At 42.4% G+C, this 19,581-nt stretch carries 15 protein-coding genes; 9 read left to right on the forward strand and 6 right to left on the reverse strand.

Annotated features, from left to right (window positions below; all coding sequences use genetic code 11):
- The first annotated feature begins 200 nt into the window (after positions 1–200).
- From KKOR_RS10985 to KKOR_RS11005, 5 genes are all read left to right on the forward strand, one after another.
- A complete protein-coding gene (locus KKOR_RS10985) occupies positions 201–1,013 on the forward strand; it encodes a hypothetical protein (protein WP_015781200.1) in 813 nt (270 codons plus the stop codon).
- A gap of 275 nt (positions 1,014–1,288) precedes the next feature.
- Positions 1,289–1,774: a hypothetical protein gene (locus KKOR_RS10990; protein ID WP_015781201.1), complete on the forward strand. Its 486-nt coding sequence runs from the start codon at positions 1,289–1,291 to the stop codon at positions 1,772–1,774.
- A 17-nt stretch (positions 1,775–1,791) separates the two neighbouring features.
- Positions 1,792–2,178 (forward strand): hypothetical protein, encoded by a 387-nt coding sequence (locus KKOR_RS10995; RefSeq protein WP_015781202.1) that lies wholly within the window; start codon positions 1,792–1,794, stop codon positions 2,176–2,178.
- A 123-nt stretch (positions 2,179–2,301) separates the two neighbouring features.
- Positions 2,302–3,063 carry a methyltransferase family protein gene (locus KKOR_RS11000; protein WP_015781203.1) on the forward strand — a complete coding sequence of 254 codons (762 nt, stop codon included), beginning with the start codon at positions 2,302–2,304 and terminating at the stop codon, positions 3,061–3,063.
- Positions 3,063–4,004: an alpha/beta hydrolase family esterase gene (locus KKOR_RS11005; protein ID WP_015781204.1), complete on the forward strand. Its 942-nt coding sequence runs from the start codon at positions 3,063–3,065 to the stop codon at positions 4,002–4,004. The genes KKOR_RS11000 and KKOR_RS11005 overlap by 1 nt, the downstream gene beginning before the upstream one ends.
- 7 nt (positions 4,005–4,011) lie before the next feature.
- Here KKOR_RS11005 and KKOR_RS11010 read toward each other — a convergent pair whose 3' ends face one another.
- The gene (locus KKOR_RS11010; protein WP_015781205.1) at positions 4,012–5,475 is read right to left on the reverse strand and encodes a S41 family peptidase; all 1,464 of its coding nucleotides are present in this window, start codon (positions 5,473–5,475) and stop codon (positions 4,012–4,014) included.
- Positions 5,476–5,576: 101 nt separating this feature from the next.
- Positions 5,577–6,641 (reverse strand): GlxA family transcriptional regulator, encoded by a 1,065-nt coding sequence (locus KKOR_RS11015; protein ID WP_015781206.1) that lies wholly within the window; start codon positions 6,639–6,641, stop codon positions 5,577–5,579.
- 129 nt (positions 6,642–6,770) lie between these two features.
- Here KKOR_RS11015 and KKOR_RS11020 point away from each other — a divergent pair, with 129 nt between their 5' ends.
- From KKOR_RS11020 to KKOR_RS11030, 3 genes are all read left to right on the forward strand, one after another.
- Positions 6,771–7,835 (forward strand): class I SAM-dependent methyltransferase, encoded by a 1,065-nt coding sequence (locus KKOR_RS11020; protein ID WP_015781207.1) that lies wholly within the window; start codon positions 6,771–6,773, stop codon positions 7,833–7,835.
- A 5-nt stretch (positions 7,836–7,840) separates the two neighbouring features.
- Positions 7,841–8,323, forward strand: a complete 483-nt coding sequence (locus tag KKOR_RS11025) for a DUF4442 domain-containing protein (protein WP_015781208.1) — start codon at positions 7,841–7,843, stop codon at positions 8,321–8,323.
- Positions 8,324–8,402: 79 nt separating this feature from the next.
- Positions 8,403–9,530, forward strand: coding sequence for a DUF5700 domain-containing putative Zn-dependent protease (locus KKOR_RS11030; protein WP_015781209.1), 1,128 nt, complete (start codon positions 8,403–8,405; stop codon positions 9,528–9,530).
- A gap of 362 nt (positions 9,531–9,892) precedes the next feature.
- Here KKOR_RS11030 and KKOR_RS11035 read toward each other — a convergent pair whose 3' ends face one another.
- From KKOR_RS11035 to KKOR_RS11045, 3 genes are all read right to left on the reverse strand, one after another.
- Positions 9,893–10,417, reverse strand: a complete 525-nt coding sequence (locus KKOR_RS11035) for a Crp/Fnr family transcriptional regulator (RefSeq protein ID WP_228638622.1) — start codon at positions 10,415–10,417, stop codon at positions 9,893–9,895.
- 274 nt (positions 10,418–10,691) lie between these two features.
- On the reverse strand, positions 10,692–13,796 hold the full coding sequence (locus KKOR_RS11040; RefSeq protein ID WP_015781212.1) for an efflux RND transporter permease subunit: 3,105 nt from the start codon (positions 13,794–13,796) through the stop codon (positions 10,692–10,694).
- Complete coding sequence (locus KKOR_RS11045; RefSeq protein ID WP_015781213.1) at positions 13,793–15,019, reverse strand: efflux RND transporter periplasmic adaptor subunit; 1,227 nt, start codon at positions 15,017–15,019, stop codon at positions 13,793–13,795. Before KKOR_RS11045 ends, KKOR_RS11040 begins: the two co-directional genes overlap by 4 nt.
- Positions 15,020–15,370: 351 nt before the next feature.
- Here KKOR_RS11045 and KKOR_RS11050 point away from each other — a divergent pair, with 351 nt between their 5' ends.
- Positions 15,371–18,205, forward strand: coding sequence for a M1 family metallopeptidase (locus KKOR_RS11050; protein ID WP_015781214.1), 2,835 nt, complete (start codon positions 15,371–15,373; stop codon positions 18,203–18,205).
- 45 nt (positions 18,206–18,250) lie between these two features.
- Here the strand turns inward: KKOR_RS11050 and KKOR_RS11055 are convergent, their stop codons facing one another.
- Positions 18,251–19,450, reverse strand: a complete 1,200-nt coding sequence (locus KKOR_RS11055) for an MFS transporter (RefSeq protein ID WP_015781215.1) — start codon at positions 19,448–19,450, stop codon at positions 18,251–18,253.
- Positions 19,451–19,581 lie beyond the last annotated feature (131 nt).

Genomic DNA, 19,581 nt, shown 5'->3' on the forward strand with positions numbered 1-19,581 from the left:
TAGCAATTTCACACTGCAATAGAATGTAACTACTTTTAACAGCTCATATCCATGCAACATAATATATACATGTACTTTTATAATTTTTTTGAAGGACAGCCAACCGTACTTAAATATTCCCCTTCTCTTATCATCCATGCTAGCATTCCTTTGCTTTCACAATTCAGGACTAATTATTCAAATAATTGAAGGAGAAACACATGAAAGCTATTATTGCTTTTTTTATTTCATTAGCTTTTTTTTCTACCACCACCCAAGCTGAAGATTACTACTTTGAAGTACCACACCCATCTGGAGGAGGCAGTCAATCTTATCCTGGGCTGGATCTAAGTAACGCCAAGAAAATAAAAATCAAAGCCTCTAATTCTTATTATGATCCCATGATGAAAATTGATGAGCTTGAAATTGTTTTCGAAAACGCTTCCAACTTTAAAGCTAGCAACTTTAAGTACACCAATGGTTCTTTCAGAGCAATTGTTGAGGATGTCTGGATTTATCGTAAGGTATTTGTTGAAGTCATGGCTCCTGAGCCATTAGCTTCAAACGAAGATATTTATGTGTCACTCAACGTTGTAGAGTTTGAGGGGGTATTAGATGACGTCAATATGAGTCATGGCCAACCGATTTATGATGCTCACGGCTTTCTGGAGGATGTAACACCTGACGTGCTAGTCGATCAAGAGACTATCGTTCTTGATGGTAAGAACATGACCATTCAGTTGTTCAAACGCGCCAAATCGGGCATGGAAGGAGAAGGATTCAAACTGGTTACCAACTGGCACGGCTATGGCCAAAGAACCGTCTACTTGCCAGCTCCATTCCCAACCTCTGAGGCCCATATGTTCAATGCGATTGGAATAGAAATAGAATCTAACCAAATGCCTGATGGATTTATTGATCACCTTATTGCCATTAAATACGAAGATGCGTTCGGTGGCTACAGCCAGACGACACCAATGGAGCCTTTAGCTCCACTTATTGATCAGGCCTACGGTTACTACCCCTGGCCTTAATTTAAACCACCTTTTTTCAACCACCTTAAATTGTGAAAGCAGGCTGAGCACTAACCGGTGCTCAGCTCCCTCCCCTAACTCGAATCTATCAATTATGTAACGCTCATTTTGTCGTTCTTGGCATAAATGTCCCTATTTTGGACTTTTTAACTTTAACGACTTTTAACAACCTGCACTAAAATCCCTATCCAAGATTGGTCCCAAGCGCAATCGATAGCGGTTAGCGTAAGCAAAATCATTCATTTGTATAAATCTTCCACTTCCATGGATTAACTATGAAAACACTGCTCACTTTACTTGTGATAGCCATTTCAATTCAGGCCTATTTTATATTTGAATTAAGCCAAGAAATCAAAAATATCGACATGCATGTTCATGAGAATATCAGTCAATATGAACTGACAAACACCTCAGCAAGCAGTGCTTATAAGCACGCTGTTGGGCCCCCCCTAGTAACACGTAGTCAATCAACTACTCAAGAAACAAAAAAGGAGGATGTACAGCACCCTGTAGAGAATACAACAGCAGAACTGATCACAAATGAAGCGGAGGCTTTGGGAAGACTAGAACTCTCTGAAAAAGCGACCGACACGTTTAATCAATTTCTTGGTCTTTCTGAAAGCAGCTCACTTGAACAGATACAAGAAGTGAGTGGTAAATTGCGCCACCTTAGTCGCGAAGACTATCAGGCAGTTATGCGAAAGCTCATTATTGAATCTAACAAAGGCAATATCAATTTCGATATCGCATTTATCCATTAAATCATAGGACAAACACCATGAAGAAAATTCTAATATCAATATCACTATTACTATCATCATTTGGAGCATTTGCTAATGGTGGGGTTTATATTTATGACTATTACCTTAGCGGTACCAAATGGACCACTGCGAAAGGCTCAATAACAGATATAGCTCAGAGAAAACAAGGCGCTTACCTTACATGTAAAAGTAATTTATATGATGGTGGTATATCTTGTTATGCCAGAGACTCTTATGGAAAAAGAATCTCCTGCTATGCTGCTCTAGATTACGCGAAAGTATCACGTATATTAGGGACTATTAACGCGGCTAGCTCTGTCAGTTTCGATGTAAGCCCAGGTGGTGCCTGTTATAACATCACGGTAACCAATGGTTCATCCTATCTAAACGGTTTTTTCCGTTAATACATCTAACTTAAACTTTTGACTCTCTAAACTCGGCCTTGTTTGTTTGATCAACGATAGGGCCGCGTTTTCCTCTACGTTTTGAAAAACTCCATAGTTTACTATTTATCCAAGGTGATGCAGATGACTAAAAAATTCTTGATACTTCTTTATGCAATAGGAGGTTACCTTGCTGGCATAGCAAGTCTTTTATATTTAATGGGATTTATTATTAATATCGGCGTTCCCAAGGGTAGTGATGATGGAGAATCCTTTTCATTATTGTGGTCGATTGTAATCAATGCCACCCTTATTACTTTATTTGGTTTACATCATTCTCTGACTGCCCGGGCCTCGTTTAAAAAATGGATTAGTACCTATATTCCAGTTCCAGCACAAAGAGCAACCTATCTTTACCTTACAGGCCTGATGACTGCTGTATTGGTTTTCTTCTGGCAGCCAATAGACTTCACCATTTGGCAAGTTGAGAATCCAGTCATTACAAAGACTATTCTCTCTTTATATCTTTTATTTTGGGTAATCATGGTACTCAGCTCCTTTCCTATTGGTCATTTCCACTTGTTAGGTTTGGCGCAGGCCTGGGACAATTTTCTTAATAAGCGCAATGCCGAGCCACCCTTTTCACGGAAATTCCTATATGGGCTTGTCAGACATCCTATATCAAGCTGCTGGATCTTAATTGCCTGGTGCACTCCAGTGATGACTCTTGGACACCTTATTTTCTCTTTAGGTGTTACAGCCTACATTCTTTTAGCAACACCACATGAAGAGAATGATCTGGTTAAAGCTATCGGTCCCCAGTATGTAAAATATCAGAAAGAAGTGCCACCTTTTCTACCCTCATTATCGCGTTCCGCCAAAACAAATCATCAGGATAAAAGATAATGAAAGGTTTATCTCTTACACTTATTTTTGGCATAAGTAGTTCTGTAATTAACGTTAACAATTATGCGAAAGAATTATCACTGGAAGTATCTTTTAGCTCTGAAGATGCAATCAATAAAGTCATCGATTTAGAGGTATCAGGTGTACGTCGTCAGTATCAGCTGTATACCCCAGAAGGACTGAGCTCTCCCAAAGCACTAGTGTTTGACTTTCATGGTTCAGGAAGCAACCCACAGCAACAATTGGCTATCAGCAACTCACAACAGATCGCCAATCATTTGCAAGCCGTGCTGGTTGCTCCCAAGGCCGTACGCCCTTTTGCTAGAGGCGGATTTACCTGGAACACCCCTTATCACAAAAACTTTGCTGATGACGTCATAATGAGCCAGACCATCATTGAACAAATACGTCTTAGATTTAAATTATCAGAACTTCCGGTGGTGGTCACTGGATTCTCAGGAGGGGCCAGAATGGCATCACTGCTTGCCTGCAAGCTTCCTGACAAAATAACAGCCGTAGCCTTGGTGGCAGGAATGCGTCAACCCGAACTGGACGGTGAGAGTTGTCCAGATACCGGTGCAACACACATCCTGTCTATTCACAGTATTAAGGACACTATTAATCCTTACAGATTTTACGACGGAGCAGCTACCTCCTCTTATTGGAATTATGGGGTGGAAGAATCACTCAAAGCCTGGGCCGGTCGTTATCAGTGTGAAACAACACCCAACCATATAGAATTGAATGACACTGTTGACGTGTTTAGCTACCAGCAGTGCCTTAATAATAAACGCATAATCTCATATCGATTAGCAGAAGGCGGCCATACCTGGCCTGGTAGTTCCTTTGAATTTCCTGATTATCTTGGTTCAGTTAATAAGTCCATTGATGCGAGCAAAATAATCAGTAAATTTTTTGTTGAGTCCTTGTCTGACAAATAGATCTCAGTTAACGGTCTAGCTCTATTTTTTTCTTTACAGCTCTTAACCACAAATGCTCTGGAGTTGAATCATGAATAAAGTAATCAGGCTGTATGCCAATATCATCAATAGGGAAGCCAGGTAGCCTTTCAGTTAGAGAGGTTGCATACCATAACCTGAATTGTCCATCGGGAGAGTCAACCTGGTGCACGTTTGACACATCAAGAACTCCCATAGTGGTTCGGCCAAATAACTTCACTTTATGGCTCTGTTTTGCAGCTAATAGAAACTGCTCTGCAGTACTTCCGTTAGCTTCATCAATAATAATGGCAACCTTGGCAGGTTTTGCCATGATCTTTTCTTCTTCATGCACGCTGATGGCATATTGGTTAGGTCTAATAAAACCACCAACATTCTGGATTAGCTTGTCATGAAGACTTTTAATCCATTTTTTATCTTCGTCTGACCAATCATCACTATTTAGAATCTGCTCATACTTTGAGTTATTCAGAGGTGTTGATAGTAGCTTAGTACCAACTGTTTCAATAGGGTTTGTATAAAGCAAAGGAATCAATGAAGAATAACTGGCATCACTGCCACCGCCATTACCACGAATATCTATGATCAGGTTTTCACGAGCATTGATAAGATCTAAGTTATCCTTAACAAGTGAATCAATCTTAACTTTATTTTCATAAGCAAAAGATGGAATTCTGATATAAGCAGTGCTATCAGAGAGTATCTTAAAGTAAGGCTCGTCTTTTTCTATAAACTCAATGTATTGTTTTTCTTCCTTGGTTAACTTCACTTCTGGTTGTAGACGATACCAGGTCGAGATACCTGTCTTTAAAATGTTGTTGGAAAAAAGCTTTACAGAATCGATTGCTCTAGGACTATGATCACGCATATAAAATTGTCCTGACCAGTTAGAGTTTGACTCTTTGAAGTGCAGTTTGATTTGTCCGGGGTGCCAATACACGCCATCAGCCTCAATAATAAATCCTATGTATTCATCATCGGCTTTGGTGATTCCAATAGTATAGTTACCAGATTTCCATATTCCTTCAAAATCTTTGTTTTCTTGCTGAATTATGTTTTGCTCGAACTTCGCAATATTAATTGGATGCTTTGCATGACTCTGAAATTTAAGCTTTAATTGTTCATTACTCATTGGCTCTGTAGAAGAGCTTTTTGCCTGATAGCGAATTCCTATATGACCTGTGCGAAAATAATCTAGCAATGATTTCATTAACTGCTCACACTCTTCAGGCTGCTCAATCAAGGAAGCATGCTCAAGGTGCTTGGTATTATGTTCATTAATTGAGTGTGTGCCCTTCTTGTCTACAATATGTTGATAACCTGCATCATTTTTTGAGAATGTTTCTATCAGCCATTTCATATTTTCATGACAGTTGTTACCACTTTTAGCTGTTGCAACAGAAACCCCGCTACAGATAAAACAACCCACAACACAATATAAGATAAATCGCATGCTAACTCCCGATATACTAAATTAGTTTATTATTCTGAGACCTTTATTAATACACAAACCGACCTGTCTTAAATAGCCAGATAATGTCCTTTTTGACTGGATTACTTGAGGTGTTTTCGTAACATGGCAAATTTTTTGCGGTACTGCGCTGGAGTTATACCAACCATCTTGTTAAATTTTCGCCCAAAGAAACTGGCGTCCTGATAGCCCACTTCATTTGCAATTGCTTCAACTGGTAGTGTCGAAGTTTCCAGCATTTGTTTGGCTTCTTCTATTCGAAGTGTCAGTACGTATTCAATTGGGCTCATGCCAGTTGCCAGCTTGAAGCGACGCTTGAAAGTGCGCTCGGTTAGCCCACTTCTTTTGACGGCTTCCGTGACCGGTGCAGTATGTTCGTAGTTTTGTGCCAACCACACCTGGCTATCACCTATAACAGCATCTTCAGACTGCCTTGCGCGATTCAAATAGACGTAAGGTTGCTGGCCATGCTCATGCCATTCAATGATTTGAACTTTTGCTGTCCTAATCGCTTCCTCTACTCCAACGAATCTTGAAATCAAATAGAGCCCAAGATCCATCCAGGACGTTCCCCCGCCTGCCATGATAAGCCGTTGCCCCTCGCCCGAAGTGACTAAAGCACGATTGGGTGAAAGCTGTATCTTAGGATAGTTATTTTGAAAAAACTCACAATATGCCCAGTGTGTCGTAGCTTCCTGATCTTCAAGTAAACCCGCAGCCGCCAATAGCAAAGAGCCTGTACAGGCAGCAGCGATAGTACCACCTTTCTTCCAGTAATTTCTCAACCATTGCAACTCTCCCTTAAAGTCTTCGGTCAGCTGTGAGGGTTTGACCTTAGGGTCTACAAATACCTCCAACACACATACAGCGTCGGGATGATAGTCATCGGCCAATTTACGGTGTGGATGAATATAACCATGATTAACCGAATTAATTGGTTGGCCTGTCAGAGAGACGATGGAGGGTTTGATTAAGGAAGGGCCTAGCTCTCCGCGAGTGACAAATGGCCAGTCACGCCCTACCGAACATAAAAGATCATTCATTCCATAAACTGTAGATGGCGTTGCCTGTGATATGGCCAGAATCGCTACTTCCATTGGGCGCTTTGATTCTTGAGAACTTTTAGAAATTGCATTCTTAGTCATCATATCCATCCTAAAGACTCAATTTAATCTTATTATGGCACATTTGTCTGGAAATTGTACTTTTCAACTTTAATGGTTTCATTCGTACTGGAATAAGATTACCACTCATTATTGGAACTCAAAGGATACTTTATGACCATCCAAGAATCTTATACTCCTGAGATGTTCGCAGAACATCTCGTCTTAATGTTAAACCATGCATCCACTACAGTGATGATTGCTTTAGGCCATAAGTTAGGTCTATTTGACTCTTTAGAAGAATTAGAATCTGTCTCTTCAAGGGAGCTGGCCGAACATTCCGGATGTGACGAGCGCTATATCCGTGAGTGGCTGTCTGTAATGGTTACTGCAAAAATTATAAGTTATGAGCCAATGCATAAAACTTATATCTTACCTAAAAACTACGCGATGTTTTTGTGTCGCAAATACTCACCAGATAATATTGCAGTGACCAGTCAGTTTATTCCACTCATGGGCCAAATGCTTCCACAACTTGAGAAAAGCTTTAGAAGTGGTAATGGCCTGCAATATTCTGACTATCCATGCTTCCATTCTGTAATGGCTGAAGATAGTTACCAAACCGTTGTCTGTGCTCTGTTTGATCACATTCTTCCCTTAATGGATGACATGACAGAGAGATTACAATGGGGGATCCGGGTTCTTGACGCGGGATGTGGAAAAGGTCTTGCCTTATTAAAGTTGGCACAAGAGTTCCCTAATAGTCACTTTGTTGGTTATGACCTATGTGAAGATGCGTTTGCTGAAACGCTTGAGCATGCCAAAGCACTTCGCTTAACGAATATTGAGTTTCAAGCTCGTGATTTGAGAGATTTTCATGAGCCTGAAAGTTTTGATTTTATTGCATCATTTGATGCTGTTCATGACCAGGCAGATCCTCAAGCTTTACTGGACGGCATTTATCGTGCTTTACGTCCAAGAGGCACATATTTGATGCAGGATATTGCTGGCTCAAGCTACTTGGAAAACAACCTTGATCATCCTCTTGGACCACTTCTATACAGTATTTCTTGTGCGCATTGTACCCCGGTGTCACTTGGGCAGGGAGGCCCGGGCTTAGGTACCATGTGGGGAGAGGAACTAGCTACTGGCATGCTACAAGCTGCTGGTTTCAACAAAATCCAAAAGCATAAACTAGAACATGATCCATTTAACGTGTACTTTATAAATAGGAAGTGATAGGTATGCGCCCTCGTTTGCTCAAATTTTTATTAAACCTTTTCCCCCCGTACCTTGGTGCGGGGATTCGTATCAAGCATATCAGCAATGACTTTAGAACTTTTGAAGTTGAGATGAAACTTCGCTGGTACAACCGCAACATGATGGGTTCCCATTTCGGTGGCAACCTATCGAGTATGACCGACCCTTTCTTTGTTTTAATACTGATGTACAACCTGGGAAGAGGATATATTATCTGGGATCAGGCAAGCTCCACCACCTTTAAAAAGCCTGCTACAGGAAAAGTCACGGCCAGATTTCATCTCTCCGAGCAGCAGATTCAAGAAGTAAAATCGAAGGCAGATTCAGACTCTAGTTATCGTCCGACATTTACGGTCGACATTCTGGATGAGCAAGGGACGATGGTTACACAAGTAGAAAAAATCATCTATGTTAAGAAAAGGGAACCAAAAATTGTGTTACACAATCTTAATAGCGCCAACGGTTAATATAAATTGTTACATCCTGGCTCATATTTCCCAATAGCTATAGTTTAAGCTGTAACTTTAAAGCAATGAGGGCATTATTATGTTCGTAAGTAAAACTAGACTCGATTATCAATTAGGCTTATTCATAACCAGTAAACAATTTGTCCAGCTTATTCGGCTTATTATTATTACGACCTTATTTTCATTTCATTCATCGGTCCATGCCAATATCAATATATCAATCGATGACTCATTTCCGAGTAAGGTCATTGCGCTATTTGAAGCGGAGACTGTCACTGAGAAAGCCTTAGATGAGATTGCCGCTACCGAAGGTGCTAAAGCACTTATCAATAAAGTGACACAATACACTGAAGAATCAAACGAAGAGCTTCTGAAGCATGCTTTAAAGAGAGCTGCAAAGGGAGAAACTTGGGAGAAGGATCCTTATTACTTCTGGTACACCAAGAAGCACAACAAGGAGTTGTCAAAATTGATTGATAGCATTTCTTCAGCGGAGTCTGCCAATAAAAACGTTGTAGAAAGGCTGTCCTCCTATCTTCCAGAGAATTTTAAACTGAGCACCAAAGTTATTCTAGTGGTTGGTGGCTCCTCTTCGGGCTGGACCAATAACAGCGGTAATTTCCAGCTCGGCCTCGACCACCATATAAATGATCCAATAGAAGTAATCGAGAACACAATGGCCCATGAAGTTTTTCATGTTGCACAGGAACAGTTGATGCCCGATAGTCAGGGTGATTCTGCAGTATCTGCAGATCGAGTGGATGCATTACTTGCGGCCTTGATGATGGAAGGTACGGCGAGTTTATTTGATGACTTTACAGGCATTCAGCAGGAAGGCGAGTTGTTAAAATCGACGGTTGCAAAGCAGGTTAAAAATAGGGAAAGGATTCAATCAGCCTTTCTACTATTTGAAACATTGATTTTCAGAACTGCCCATGACGCAGACGCAGATCTTGGTCAACTTTACCAAATCGGTTTTATGAGCCAATGGGATAACTTTGCATATGAGGTTGGTAAGGTGATGTCAGAAGCCATCATTAAATATGACGGTAAGCAAGCAATAGGGAAACTTCTACAGAAAGGGCCCCGACACTTTGTTGGCCGCTACCTTGAGCTCTGTGAAAAAGACCCACAACTCACCCAATTTACTTCAGTGTTTCAGACACTGGTAAGCACTGAGGGCGGCTCCATTAGGGAGGCTGAGTAAGTATCTCACAAGATCTTACTGGCCGTTCTGAAGATGCAATTCGACCAGTATATTTATTAAGTTAAAATTATTTACATTATGTACGCTAGCGCACAGATAATTGCTGTAATTAGGAACACATTATATCCATCAGTTTCAACATGGTGTTGAGCTGATAACTCATGACCTTTAAGGAGAATCCTATGAGCAATAAAGCGAAGCAAGCTCCAGCTAGCAAAAGCGCCCCTAAACAAGCTGCACCAAAACAAAATGCAGCTAAAGGTGCTCCTAGCCGTAGCGGCAAGAAATAATCCCGTCACAGCATAGTTCAAACATTCAACGCCTCGAATCTAATATTCGGGGCGTTTTATTTTCTGGGGTGCTTAGTTCGTTGAATATAGATTGTGGTAGCACTCGCAACTGAGTTGCTCAAGCTGCTTTCTATTGATGATTTTGATATGTCCGCGTTTATAATCAATCACCCCTTTTAGCTGCAATTTATGCGCAGCTTCTGAAATCCCTTCCCGCCTCACCCCTAATAGTCCAGCAATATGTTCATGGGTAACATCAATGACTTTATTTTGGATCTGATCAGATAGCTCCAATAACCAAAAACATAACTGCTGCTGAATAGTGTGGAAACGGGTACAGGCGACCTTGGCCATTATATGATGCTCAATCCTGCCGCAAGCTTTGAGTAATGGCTCTCGAAACTCTCGTTCGTTATGAAACCAGTACAAGGCTTCTTTAGCCGGCATCAGCATGGCAGTACCAGCATGTAGAACTTCAGCCCTTACCAGCGACTTTCTACTTCCTGAAAAAATGGCGCCACCACAAACATCACTCGCTCCAAGACTGGCAACCTGGACTTCATCACCCTCATCCAGTTCGTAAATTAAGTGAATCACACAGCCTATCGGAAAATAGAGGTAGCTAATAGTTTCTTGCGTTGAGAAAAGCGTTTTGCCAGCTGCTAGGTTTAGTTGCTTTACACTTGTGCACAATCTTTTTTGTAACGATACAGAAAAGGAAGAAAAAATGTGATTGGAGACATCATCCGTGGTTTTAAACATTGCTATCCAAGACCGCTAGGGAAGGAATACCTTATACTACGCCTGCTGCTTTTGCTTAGCTAGAGCCCGTCTAAAAATCAGGTAGCTCAAACGAGCTACCTGAATTCATTTATGCTAACTTACCTTTGAAATAGTGCTTCACCTGCGCCGCTTTGTAGTATAACAATGGCACTAACACTAGCGTCACCATAGTGGAAAATAAGATACCAAAGCCCAGTGAGACGCCCATTGGAATAAGGAATTGTGCCTGTGTTGATTTTTCGAAGATCAAAGGCATCAAGCCAGCAAAGGTTGTCAACGAAGTTAGCATCACCGGACGCAAACGCCTGACCCCTGCATGCAACACCGCGTCCAGCAGACTTTCTCCATGCTTACGTCGCTGCTGATTAATATAGTCGACCAGCACCAAACTATCGTTGACCACCACACCCGTCAGCGCCAACATACCCATGATACTCATCACACTTAGCGACATACCCATAATCCAGTGGCCGACAATAGCCATACAGGCACCAAAGGGAATCACCGACATCACAATAAAGGGCTGGATATAAGATTTGAACGGAATCGCCAATAGAATATAAATGGCAAACAGCACAAAATAGAGGCTGATGGTCAGGCGACTGGTTGATTCTTCTTGCTCACGCGCTTCACCTTCGAGCGAATACGTAACGCCAGGGTAATTCTCGAGAATCACACTGGTTTCCTGATGTATTCTTCGTTTAATTGCTTCAATATCTGCGGTTTCTTTCTCCACATCAGCCGTTATGTTTAAAGTACGTTGACGGTTAATGCGAGTAATACTTGAGGGGCTGTTGCCATAAGATAAGTCTGCGAGCTGTTCCAGCGGTACTTTTGCGCCGACCGGTGTTTCAATCAGTAAACCATTTAGACCATCTAGAGTACTCCGCTCTTCCTTGGCTAGACGCAACATCACGCGAACATCTTCACGTCCCCGCTGAATACGCTGCACCTCAACACCAAAATAGGAACTTCTAACCTGGCGCGCGAGATCACTTAAGGTCAAACCCAGGGTTTCCGCTTGTGGCTTCAAGCGGAATTGGATCTCCTGTTTACCTTTCGAGAAGCTGTCTGAAACATCAAATACTCCCTTAATATTTCCCAATATGTCCTTCACTTCCAGCGCAGCACCACTTAATCGCTGAATGTTAGAACCACGCAACTGCACGTCAATGGGATCGCGGTTACGGCCAATTTCAGCGCGGAAAGTTAAGCTTTCGACACCCGGCAATGGTCCAATCAATTTCCGCCACTCGTTAACTAACTCTGCACTGGTTATTTCACTTTCCCGCTCTTCTGGAGCAGTAATTTCAAACATCACCAAACCATTACTGGAGCTGACTGCTCCACCGCCACCACCATAACCACTGACTGAAAAAATATGCTCAACGATGCTATCTCCATCCTCTTCGCGATATTTTTCTTTCAACTCAAGTGCTGCTTCTGTCATGCGCTCAACATAACTATCGGTTAGCTCAAAAGGCGTTCCTTCTGGCATCACCACCGTTGCTCGAGCAATTTCAGACTGAATGCGGGGGAAGAAAATAAAGCGCGTTAAACCACTAGAAACAGCAGCCCATACGAACAAGAAAAATGCCAGGAAGATAGCTAACGACAACTGCCAGTGAGCTAAAGCAAACTTCAATGCGGGCTTATAAAACTTCATCACAAAATCTTCGAAGCCTTTTGCGAACTTTTGTTGATACTGAACCAGCTTATTATCATTTTTTGCGTTAAGCTTTTTCATGTGACCAATGTGAGCCGGCAAGATAAGTTTGGATTCAACCAATGAAAAAATCAGGACTGGAATAACAATGAGAGGAATAGACGAATAGAATGAACCCCAGCCACCACCAATGAAGCTCAGAGGTACGAAGGCAACCATAGTGGTAATGACGCCAAAGGTGACCGGTACCGCAACTTCCTTGGTGCCATTTATGGCTGCATCTAATGGGTTATCCCCCCGGTTTAAATGACTATAGATATTTTCACCGGTGACAATAGCATCATCAACTACAATACCGAGAACCAAAATAAAGGCAAACAAGCTAATCAGATTAACAGTCACACCCATCTCTGGCATCAATGCCATGCCACCAGCAAAAGCAATCGGTATACCTAGGCTAACCCACATCGCAATACTGGGACGCAAGAACAGCGCAAGCAGTAGTATAACCAATAAGCCACCTTGAATAGCGCTTGTAACCAAAGTGTTTAGGCGCGCATTAACGCTCTTCGAGCGATCACGCCAAATCGACAAGCTGACCCCGGCTGGTAACTCAGATTGTTTAGCAGCTACATAATCTTTGACCCGTTGCGCTACATCTATCGCACTCTGATCACCAGTTCGAAATATTTCTAACTCAACCGAAGGCTTGCCATCAAAACGGGTATTTAAACTTTCTTCCTCAAAACCATCTTTGATTATGGCTAAATCACTGAGCATTAAAATAGTGCCATCAGGCCTTGTTAACACCGGAATTTGCTCGAAATCATCCTGAGTGTATGACTGAGCCTTAAGTCGTAATAAAATCTCACCACGTTCTGATTTTACTTGCCCCGCAGATAAATCCAGGGAGCGACTATTGATCGCATTGCCCAACTCTTGCAATGTTAAGCCATATTCATTCAGTAGGTTCTGATTCACCTCAATGGCGATTTCAAAAGCTCGGGCACCCGATGTTTCAATTTGGGTTAAACCGGGTAAGGAGGATAATTCTTCTTGAATAATTTCTGAGTATTGTCGCAATTCTTTTTCAGGTAGATCACCACTAACCACAACACTGATCGTTTCTCTGCGACTTTCAATCTGTTGAACAATCGGCCTCTCCGCTTCAACAGGCAAAGTATTGATGGCGCCTACTCGACTCTTTATTTCATCCAGCAACTCTTTAACTTCAAAATCATCTTCAACTTCAATTGTGACGCGAGAAACATTTTCTGAGGAGCGAGAGGTGAGCTGTTTAATACCATCCAGATCATAGATGGCCTCTTCGATTCGAGTTGAAATAGTTTGTTCAACTTCTTCCGGAGTGGCTCCACGAAAAGGCACCGTCACATTAATATACTGAAGTTCAGTAGTCGGAAAAGTTTCGACTGGAACGCGTTGTGAAATAGTGAAGATACCAGCAACTAAGATCACCACCATCAATAAATTGGCAGCAACAGGATTGCGGGCAAACCATGCGATCATAGCTTAGCCTCCTGCTTTCCTGCTGGTGGTTTTTCATCACCCTTTTTTACTGACTCTCCACGAACCTGAGCCTTAGCCCCATCGGCTACAAAACTCAGTAAACTGGTGACCAATAAGTTACCTTCTTTGACTAAGTCGCCCGAGTTCTCTGGGTCAACAACACTTTTATCTTCTCCCTTCCACAGAACCGCCACTTTCTGTCTCCGCAACTGACCTTCGCTAAAAATAAACACCTCATTATTTTGCGAAATCAACTTAGATGGAATGACAAATACGTCCTGCAGTAGGCGACCCTCAATTTGTGCACTAACGAATTGTCCAGCTTTCAGATACGGCTCATCTTTCAAGATTGAACCTGGTAATTTGGCGGTGACAAACCATTGACGCGTCGTATCATCGATGACACTGTCAGTCCGATCTAAGTCTGCCAACCAAACTTTCTGCTCACCGGCGAAATCCGCAATCAAACGAATTTTAGGTTTATTCTCTTCATCACCAAACTGCAAATAACCCACTCGATTGCTTGCAACCGGTAAGCGCACTTCTAATGAATTGCTGGCGAAAATACTGGCTACAGGCATGTTGGAATTAACCAACTGCCCCAAATCAGACAGCTTTTGCACCATATAACCATCATAGGGCGCTTGAATATTGGTACGACTTAGATTTAACTTTGCTTTAGCCAGCCGCGCCTTGGCTGCAGCGAGCTGTGCTTGCGCTGAAGCCATTTGTGGTTGGCGCAATACCAGGGCAGAGGCCTCACGGTTGGGATTAATTTTCTTCCAGTCCCTTAGCGCCTGATCGGAGCGTGCGATTTCTTCATTCAAAGCCAATTGAGCATTGGCAACTTCTGACTCTGCTATAGTCACCTCTATCTCATAATCACGACGATCAATTTTGAGTAGGATATCGCCCTTATTAAACAAACGACCACTCTCGAAATTAGGCGCGACCCAAGTGACGACGCCAGAGGCTTGTGCAACTAAGTTACCCGCAGTCGTCGGCTCAATTATGCCGTAAGAGTCAACAAATATTTGATGGTCGACAAGTTTTAATGCCTCAACATCCACCACTTCAACTTGCTCAATATTGGGCCGATTAAAGGCAACAGGCTTACTGCTAAGCATCTTATAAGTAACAAAAGAAGCAACGACTATAATCGCTAGCGGAAGTACATAGGTTAGCAGGACTTTCTTTTTACGCTGTGGGGTCTGTGTTGTCATAGTGGTTTCGTGCTGAGTATGAAGATATCAATCAGCGATTACTAAACGAGTGTATAACGCCAGCAAATCGCACCTTTTGAGAATTGTGAGTCACTATAAGCCACATTTATGAATAAAACGTGAAGTGCGGCATCTGCGCAACCCCGTAAGACATTGAATTTTACTGTAAATCCCTTATGTCATACGTAGGCTATCAGACAAGAATTGTAACAGGATATTAAGAAATCTCTCTAATTTAGCTATCTTTAGAGTATTATGCTGACAAGAGAGTCTGGCTAAACCCACAAAAAGTACCTAATAATAGTGAGTTAGCCACAAAAAACGAGGTTGATAACACTTAAGGGGATAGTAATGAGTAAATCATGTTTGGCCACTATTTATCTGTTGGCTAGTTTTTTAATATTTGGCTGCCAACCCGATGACAAACAGCAGCAAGAAGATGCTCGCAAAACTCAGGTTTCCGAACATGAAACCGTCATTAAGTCTATCGCAGAATCTGAAGCTTCAGAACAAGTCCCAGACCTGTCTGATGGCGCAGATTTTGAAAGCGATTATCCTGTCGAGATTCCAACGGGTCGCCTGCCCCAGCTGGCACGCCCGACAATGTATTGGCTTGATTTAACCATCGACCCTGACCAAGATACATTTACTGGCTCGGTTAAAATCAATGTCGAACTGGAAACCACAACTAAACATCTTTGGATACATGGTAAGGATATCAATGCTCAGTCGGTAGAGGCCAAACTCAGTAGTGGCAAGTCTATCAGCGGTACTTATCAAGAAGTCGATCCAACCGGTGTTGTTAAACTTAGTTTTAACCAGCCGCTCCCAGCGGGTAATTTTAACCTGATTATTAGCTATCAAGCGCCTTTCAACGAAGCTTTAGAAGGTTTATATCGCGTTAATGATGGAGGTCTTAATTATGCTTTCACTCAGTTCGAAGCTACTGCGGCACGTCTTGCCTTTCCAAGCTTTGATGAACCCGCGTTTAAGGTTCCTTTCAACTACACTATTACCGCTCGTACTAACCATAAAGCCTTTACTAATACGCCCGCCGTCACAGAAACTGATCTCGACAATGGCTGGAAGAGAATTGTTTACGCTCGCTCCAAACCACTACCAACTTACCTGATTGCTTTTGCAGTGGGTGATTTTGATGTCGTTGAATGGAAGGCCGTTCCAGTCACTAAGGTTCGTGAGCGAGAGATTCCATTGCGAGGCATTGCAACCAAGGGCAAAGGGAAAAAACTAACCTATGCGCTGGAAAATACTAAAGATATTTTGATATCTCTGGAAGATTACTTCCAAATCCCCTACCCCTACGCCAAACTCGATATTGTCGCGGTACCAGACTTCAATGCTGGCGCCATGGAGAACGTTGGCCTAATAACTTACCGCGAACAGTTACTATTATTCGATGACACTATTTCATTGGATCAAAAGCGTGCTTATATGAATGTTCATGCTCATGAGTTGGCACATCAATGGTTTGGCAACCTGGTCACTCCTGTGTGGTGGGATGATATCTGGCTTAACGAGGCTTTCGCGACCTGGATGGCTCACGTATCCAATAACAACATTTATCCTGAACAAAAATTTCGCCAGACACTCTTGGAGCGCTCGCTGGGCGCCATGCGTCAGGACAGCTTAATCAATGCTCGCCAGATCCGTCAGCCCATTGCCAGCAACCATGACATTCAGTCCGCGTTTGATGGCATTACCTATTCCAAAGGTGGTGGCGTTTTAAGCATGATTGAATCATTCATGACACCGGAAGAATTCCGCGCCGGTATTCAGCATTACATGAAAAAACATGAGTTCGGAACCGCCACTGCCAATGATTTCATTACCGCAATCGGCGAAAAATCCACCAAAGTGCCAGTCGAAACCATTCGCTCAGCTTTTAACAGTTTCCTGGAGCAACCTGGTATTCCTTATCTGCAAGTGGACGTTAGTTGTGAAAACGAACAAGCCACGGTTAATCTGACTCAGTCACGTTACCTGCCCATAGGCTCGAAAGGCTCCAGCCAACAAAGCTGGGAAGTTCCAGCCTGTATTGAATACGCTATTGATGGTAATCAACACGAATATTGCAACGTGATTGATAGTGCTGAATATAGCTTTGAGCTCCCTGAAGCGGGTTGCCCTGATTACGTTATGCCTAACTCGGAAGGTGCGGGCTATTACCGTTTCTCAATGTCTGGACAGAACTGGCAAAATTTGTTGAAGCACAAAGACATGCTGTCTACAGAAGATATGATTTCGGTTAACGACAGTTTCTCTGCTGCAATCAACGCGGGCAAGTTAAGCTTCCTCGACTTAATTGAAATTGCACCTCAAATCATTGACTCAGAATCGCCTAGAGTTGCCATGGCGCCAACGGACATGCTGAGCTTTGCCTATGAAAAAGTTGCCAGCTCAGAGGAAGAAAAATCCGTATTGGCACAATTAAACCGTGAGCTATATCTGCAGAAATTAGATCAGCTTGGCTTAGTGACTCGCAAAGAAGACTCTGTCGATGAAGTTCAAATGCGTAATGCTTTAGTGAGCTTCTTATCACAGGTAGGACAGGATAAAAATCTACGCCATTATTTAACCAAAATGGCCACAGACTACACCGGCTATCAAAATGATAATGGGCTGCACCCAGAGAAAGCTGATAGCAATGTCATCAATACGGCCATGGTGGTTGCAGTAGAAGACCTGGGCGTCCCATTCGCTGAACATTTGCTATCGCAGCTCAATGAGTCTAACGATGGAACCGTACGTGGTCGCATGTTAGCTGGGCTAGGCTCTGTTCAAGATGCTGAGTATGCCGCAGAAGTACGTGAGCTGATTTTGTCCGAGTCATTGCGTGATAATGAAATTTATTACATTTTGATGGGCCAAATGAACGATCCTAAGCTACAAGATGCTATGTGGGATTGGTTTAAAGAGAACATCGAAGGTGTGAAATCACGCATTCCTCCATTTGGCCAAAATCGATTACCAGTAATTGGTAGCGGTTTCTGTTCAGAAGAGAAGAAGAAAGACTTTGTGGCTTTCTTTGAGCCAATTGTTCAAGAGCTTGCTGGCGCACCTCGCCCGTTTAAGCAGGCTGTTGAAAGCATTGAACTCTGTATTGCAAAAGTTGAGCATCACTCTGAAAGTGTTCAACAATATATCAAGCAAGAGTCTGAACAATAACTTTCAACTCAGTCATTAAAAAGGCGCTCAATTGAGCGCCTTTTTTTATGGCTTCTCAGCCAGTATTCGTTTTTGTATTAAGACAATACAAACAACACCATAAGCAAACGCAAACGCCAGGAAGTGATTAATATCGTCAAATAACGAGAACAGATACGGCGCAATGCCCGTTGAGATAATCATAACGGCAGAGACCAATGCTCGGATGGCGCCTAAATGCGTATTACCAAACACTTCGGCATAGAAAGAGTTAACAACGGGTCCGTTAGCCGCAACGGTCATCCCCGCTAAAATCATAAAGGCCATCAGCCACCAATCAGTTTGACCGTACCATAAGCAGGCAACGCCCAAAATTAATGGCAACAAATACCAACGTAAAAACTTGCGTGGATGACTGGCATCAACCAAAGGCCCAGTCAACAAGGCACCAACTACATGAATGACACCATAGATTGCCAAAGTAACGGATAGCCATTCAATCTGCCAACCCTTACTATCAACTAATAATGTCTGATGAAAAAATATCCCAGTAATTAAAAAAGCTGGGGCAATAATAGCGGGCAAAATTAACCAGAAACGCCAATCAGCCATCACCTGCTTGCGAGTCCAGTCATTATTTTCTGCTAACTCATGTACACCCTCAGTATCACGCTTAATGGGCTCTAGCTTTGCTTTGTGTAAACAAAGCATCATCAACGGAAACATCACCAGGCTACTCACTAAGGCATAAAGATGCCAGCTACTGGTATGCCCATAATTGAGTAATAAATGCACCGCCATAATCGGCAACACAATTTCACCGGCACCCATGCCCTGTAGCGCTAAACTCACGGCCTTACCACGATGATTCGGCATGTAGCGCATCAAAGTAGTGACTGCAATATGGGTCATAAGCCCTTGTCCGCAGAGTCGAATGCCCAGGTAAGCAATAAATAACATCCATAAATTGGTGCTACTGGCAAAGACTACGCAGGCAGCCACCAAGCCAATCACCACCAAAGTAGTGAATTTCTTCACTGGAATATCATCAATCTTGGCGCCGACAAAAAACAGTGTAAAACCGCTTATCAAGGTTGCAACCGAATAGACTAGGCTCAGATTATCTTTCTCTAACAATAAGTTAGCGATCAAATCCTTATTAAACAAGGAAATAAAGAAGGTCTGCCCAAGGTTGCCTAAAAAGACACAGAGAAAACCGAATAACAGTAAATATTTGTTGGATTTAACAAACTGAAGATAATTCATATAAAGCGAACACTAAGTTCTGGAATGGCTGTGGTCGCGTATTATAGTGTTTGTTGCCTAAGAACTCTAATCAACTGTGATTTGCCACAACTGGTGAATTTGATAAATTCCCATTCTTTAAAAATTGAACC

This window comes from Kangiella koreensis DSM 16069, assembly GCF_000024085.1.
In the GTDB taxonomy this organism is placed as follows: domain Bacteria; phylum Pseudomonadota; class Gammaproteobacteria; order Enterobacterales; family Kangiellaceae; genus Kangiella; species Kangiella koreensis.

What these genes read in the sequence shown, in the direction of transcription:
- KKOR_RS11015 (WP_015781206.1), bottom strand. Translation starts at nt 6,641, where the DNA reads ATGATGACTAAGAATGCAATTTCTAAAAGTTCTCAAGAATCAAAGCGC.
- KKOR_RS11050 (WP_015781214.1), top strand. Translation starts at nt 15,371, where the DNA reads ATGAGTAAATCATGTTTGGCCACTATTTATCTGTTGGCTAGTTTTTTA.
- KKOR_RS11010 (WP_015781205.1), bottom strand. Translation starts at nt 5,475, where the DNA reads ATGCGATTTATCTTATATTGTGTTGTGGGTTGTTTTATCTGTAGCGGG.
- KKOR_RS11045 (WP_015781213.1), bottom strand. Translation starts at nt 15,019, where the DNA reads ATGACAACACAGACCCCACAGCGTAAAAAGAAAGTCCTGCTAACCTAT.
- KKOR_RS11055 (WP_015781215.1), bottom strand. Translation starts at nt 19,450, where the DNA reads ATGAATTATCTTCAGTTTGTTAAATCCAACAAATATTTACTGTTATTC.
- KKOR_RS10995 (WP_015781202.1), top strand. Translation starts at nt 1,792, where the DNA reads ATGAAGAAAATTCTAATATCAATATCACTATTACTATCATCATTTGGA.
- KKOR_RS11040 (WP_015781212.1), bottom strand. Translation starts at nt 13,796, where the DNA reads ATGATCGCATGGTTTGCCCGCAATCCTGTTGCTGCCAATTTATTGATG.
- KKOR_RS11025 (WP_015781208.1), top strand. Translation starts at nt 7,841, where the DNA reads ATGCGCCCTCGTTTGCTCAAATTTTTATTAAACCTTTTCCCCCCGTAC.
- KKOR_RS11000 (WP_015781203.1), top strand. Translation starts at nt 2,302, where the DNA reads ATGACTAAAAAATTCTTGATACTTCTTTATGCAATAGGAGGTTACCTT.
- KKOR_RS11030 (WP_015781209.1), top strand. Translation starts at nt 8,403, where the DNA reads ATGTTCGTAAGTAAAACTAGACTCGATTATCAATTAGGCTTATTCATA.
- KKOR_RS10985 (WP_015781200.1), top strand. Translation starts at nt 201, where the DNA reads ATGAAAGCTATTATTGCTTTTTTTATTTCATTAGCTTTTTTTTCTACC.
- KKOR_RS11020 (WP_015781207.1), top strand. Translation starts at nt 6,771, where the DNA reads ATGACCATCCAAGAATCTTATACTCCTGAGATGTTCGCAGAACATCTC.
- KKOR_RS11005 (WP_015781204.1), top strand. Translation starts at nt 3,063, where the DNA reads ATGAAAGGTTTATCTCTTACACTTATTTTTGGCATAAGTAGTTCTGTA.
- KKOR_RS10990 (WP_015781201.1), top strand. Translation starts at nt 1,289, where the DNA reads ATGAAAACACTGCTCACTTTACTTGTGATAGCCATTTCAATTCAGGCC.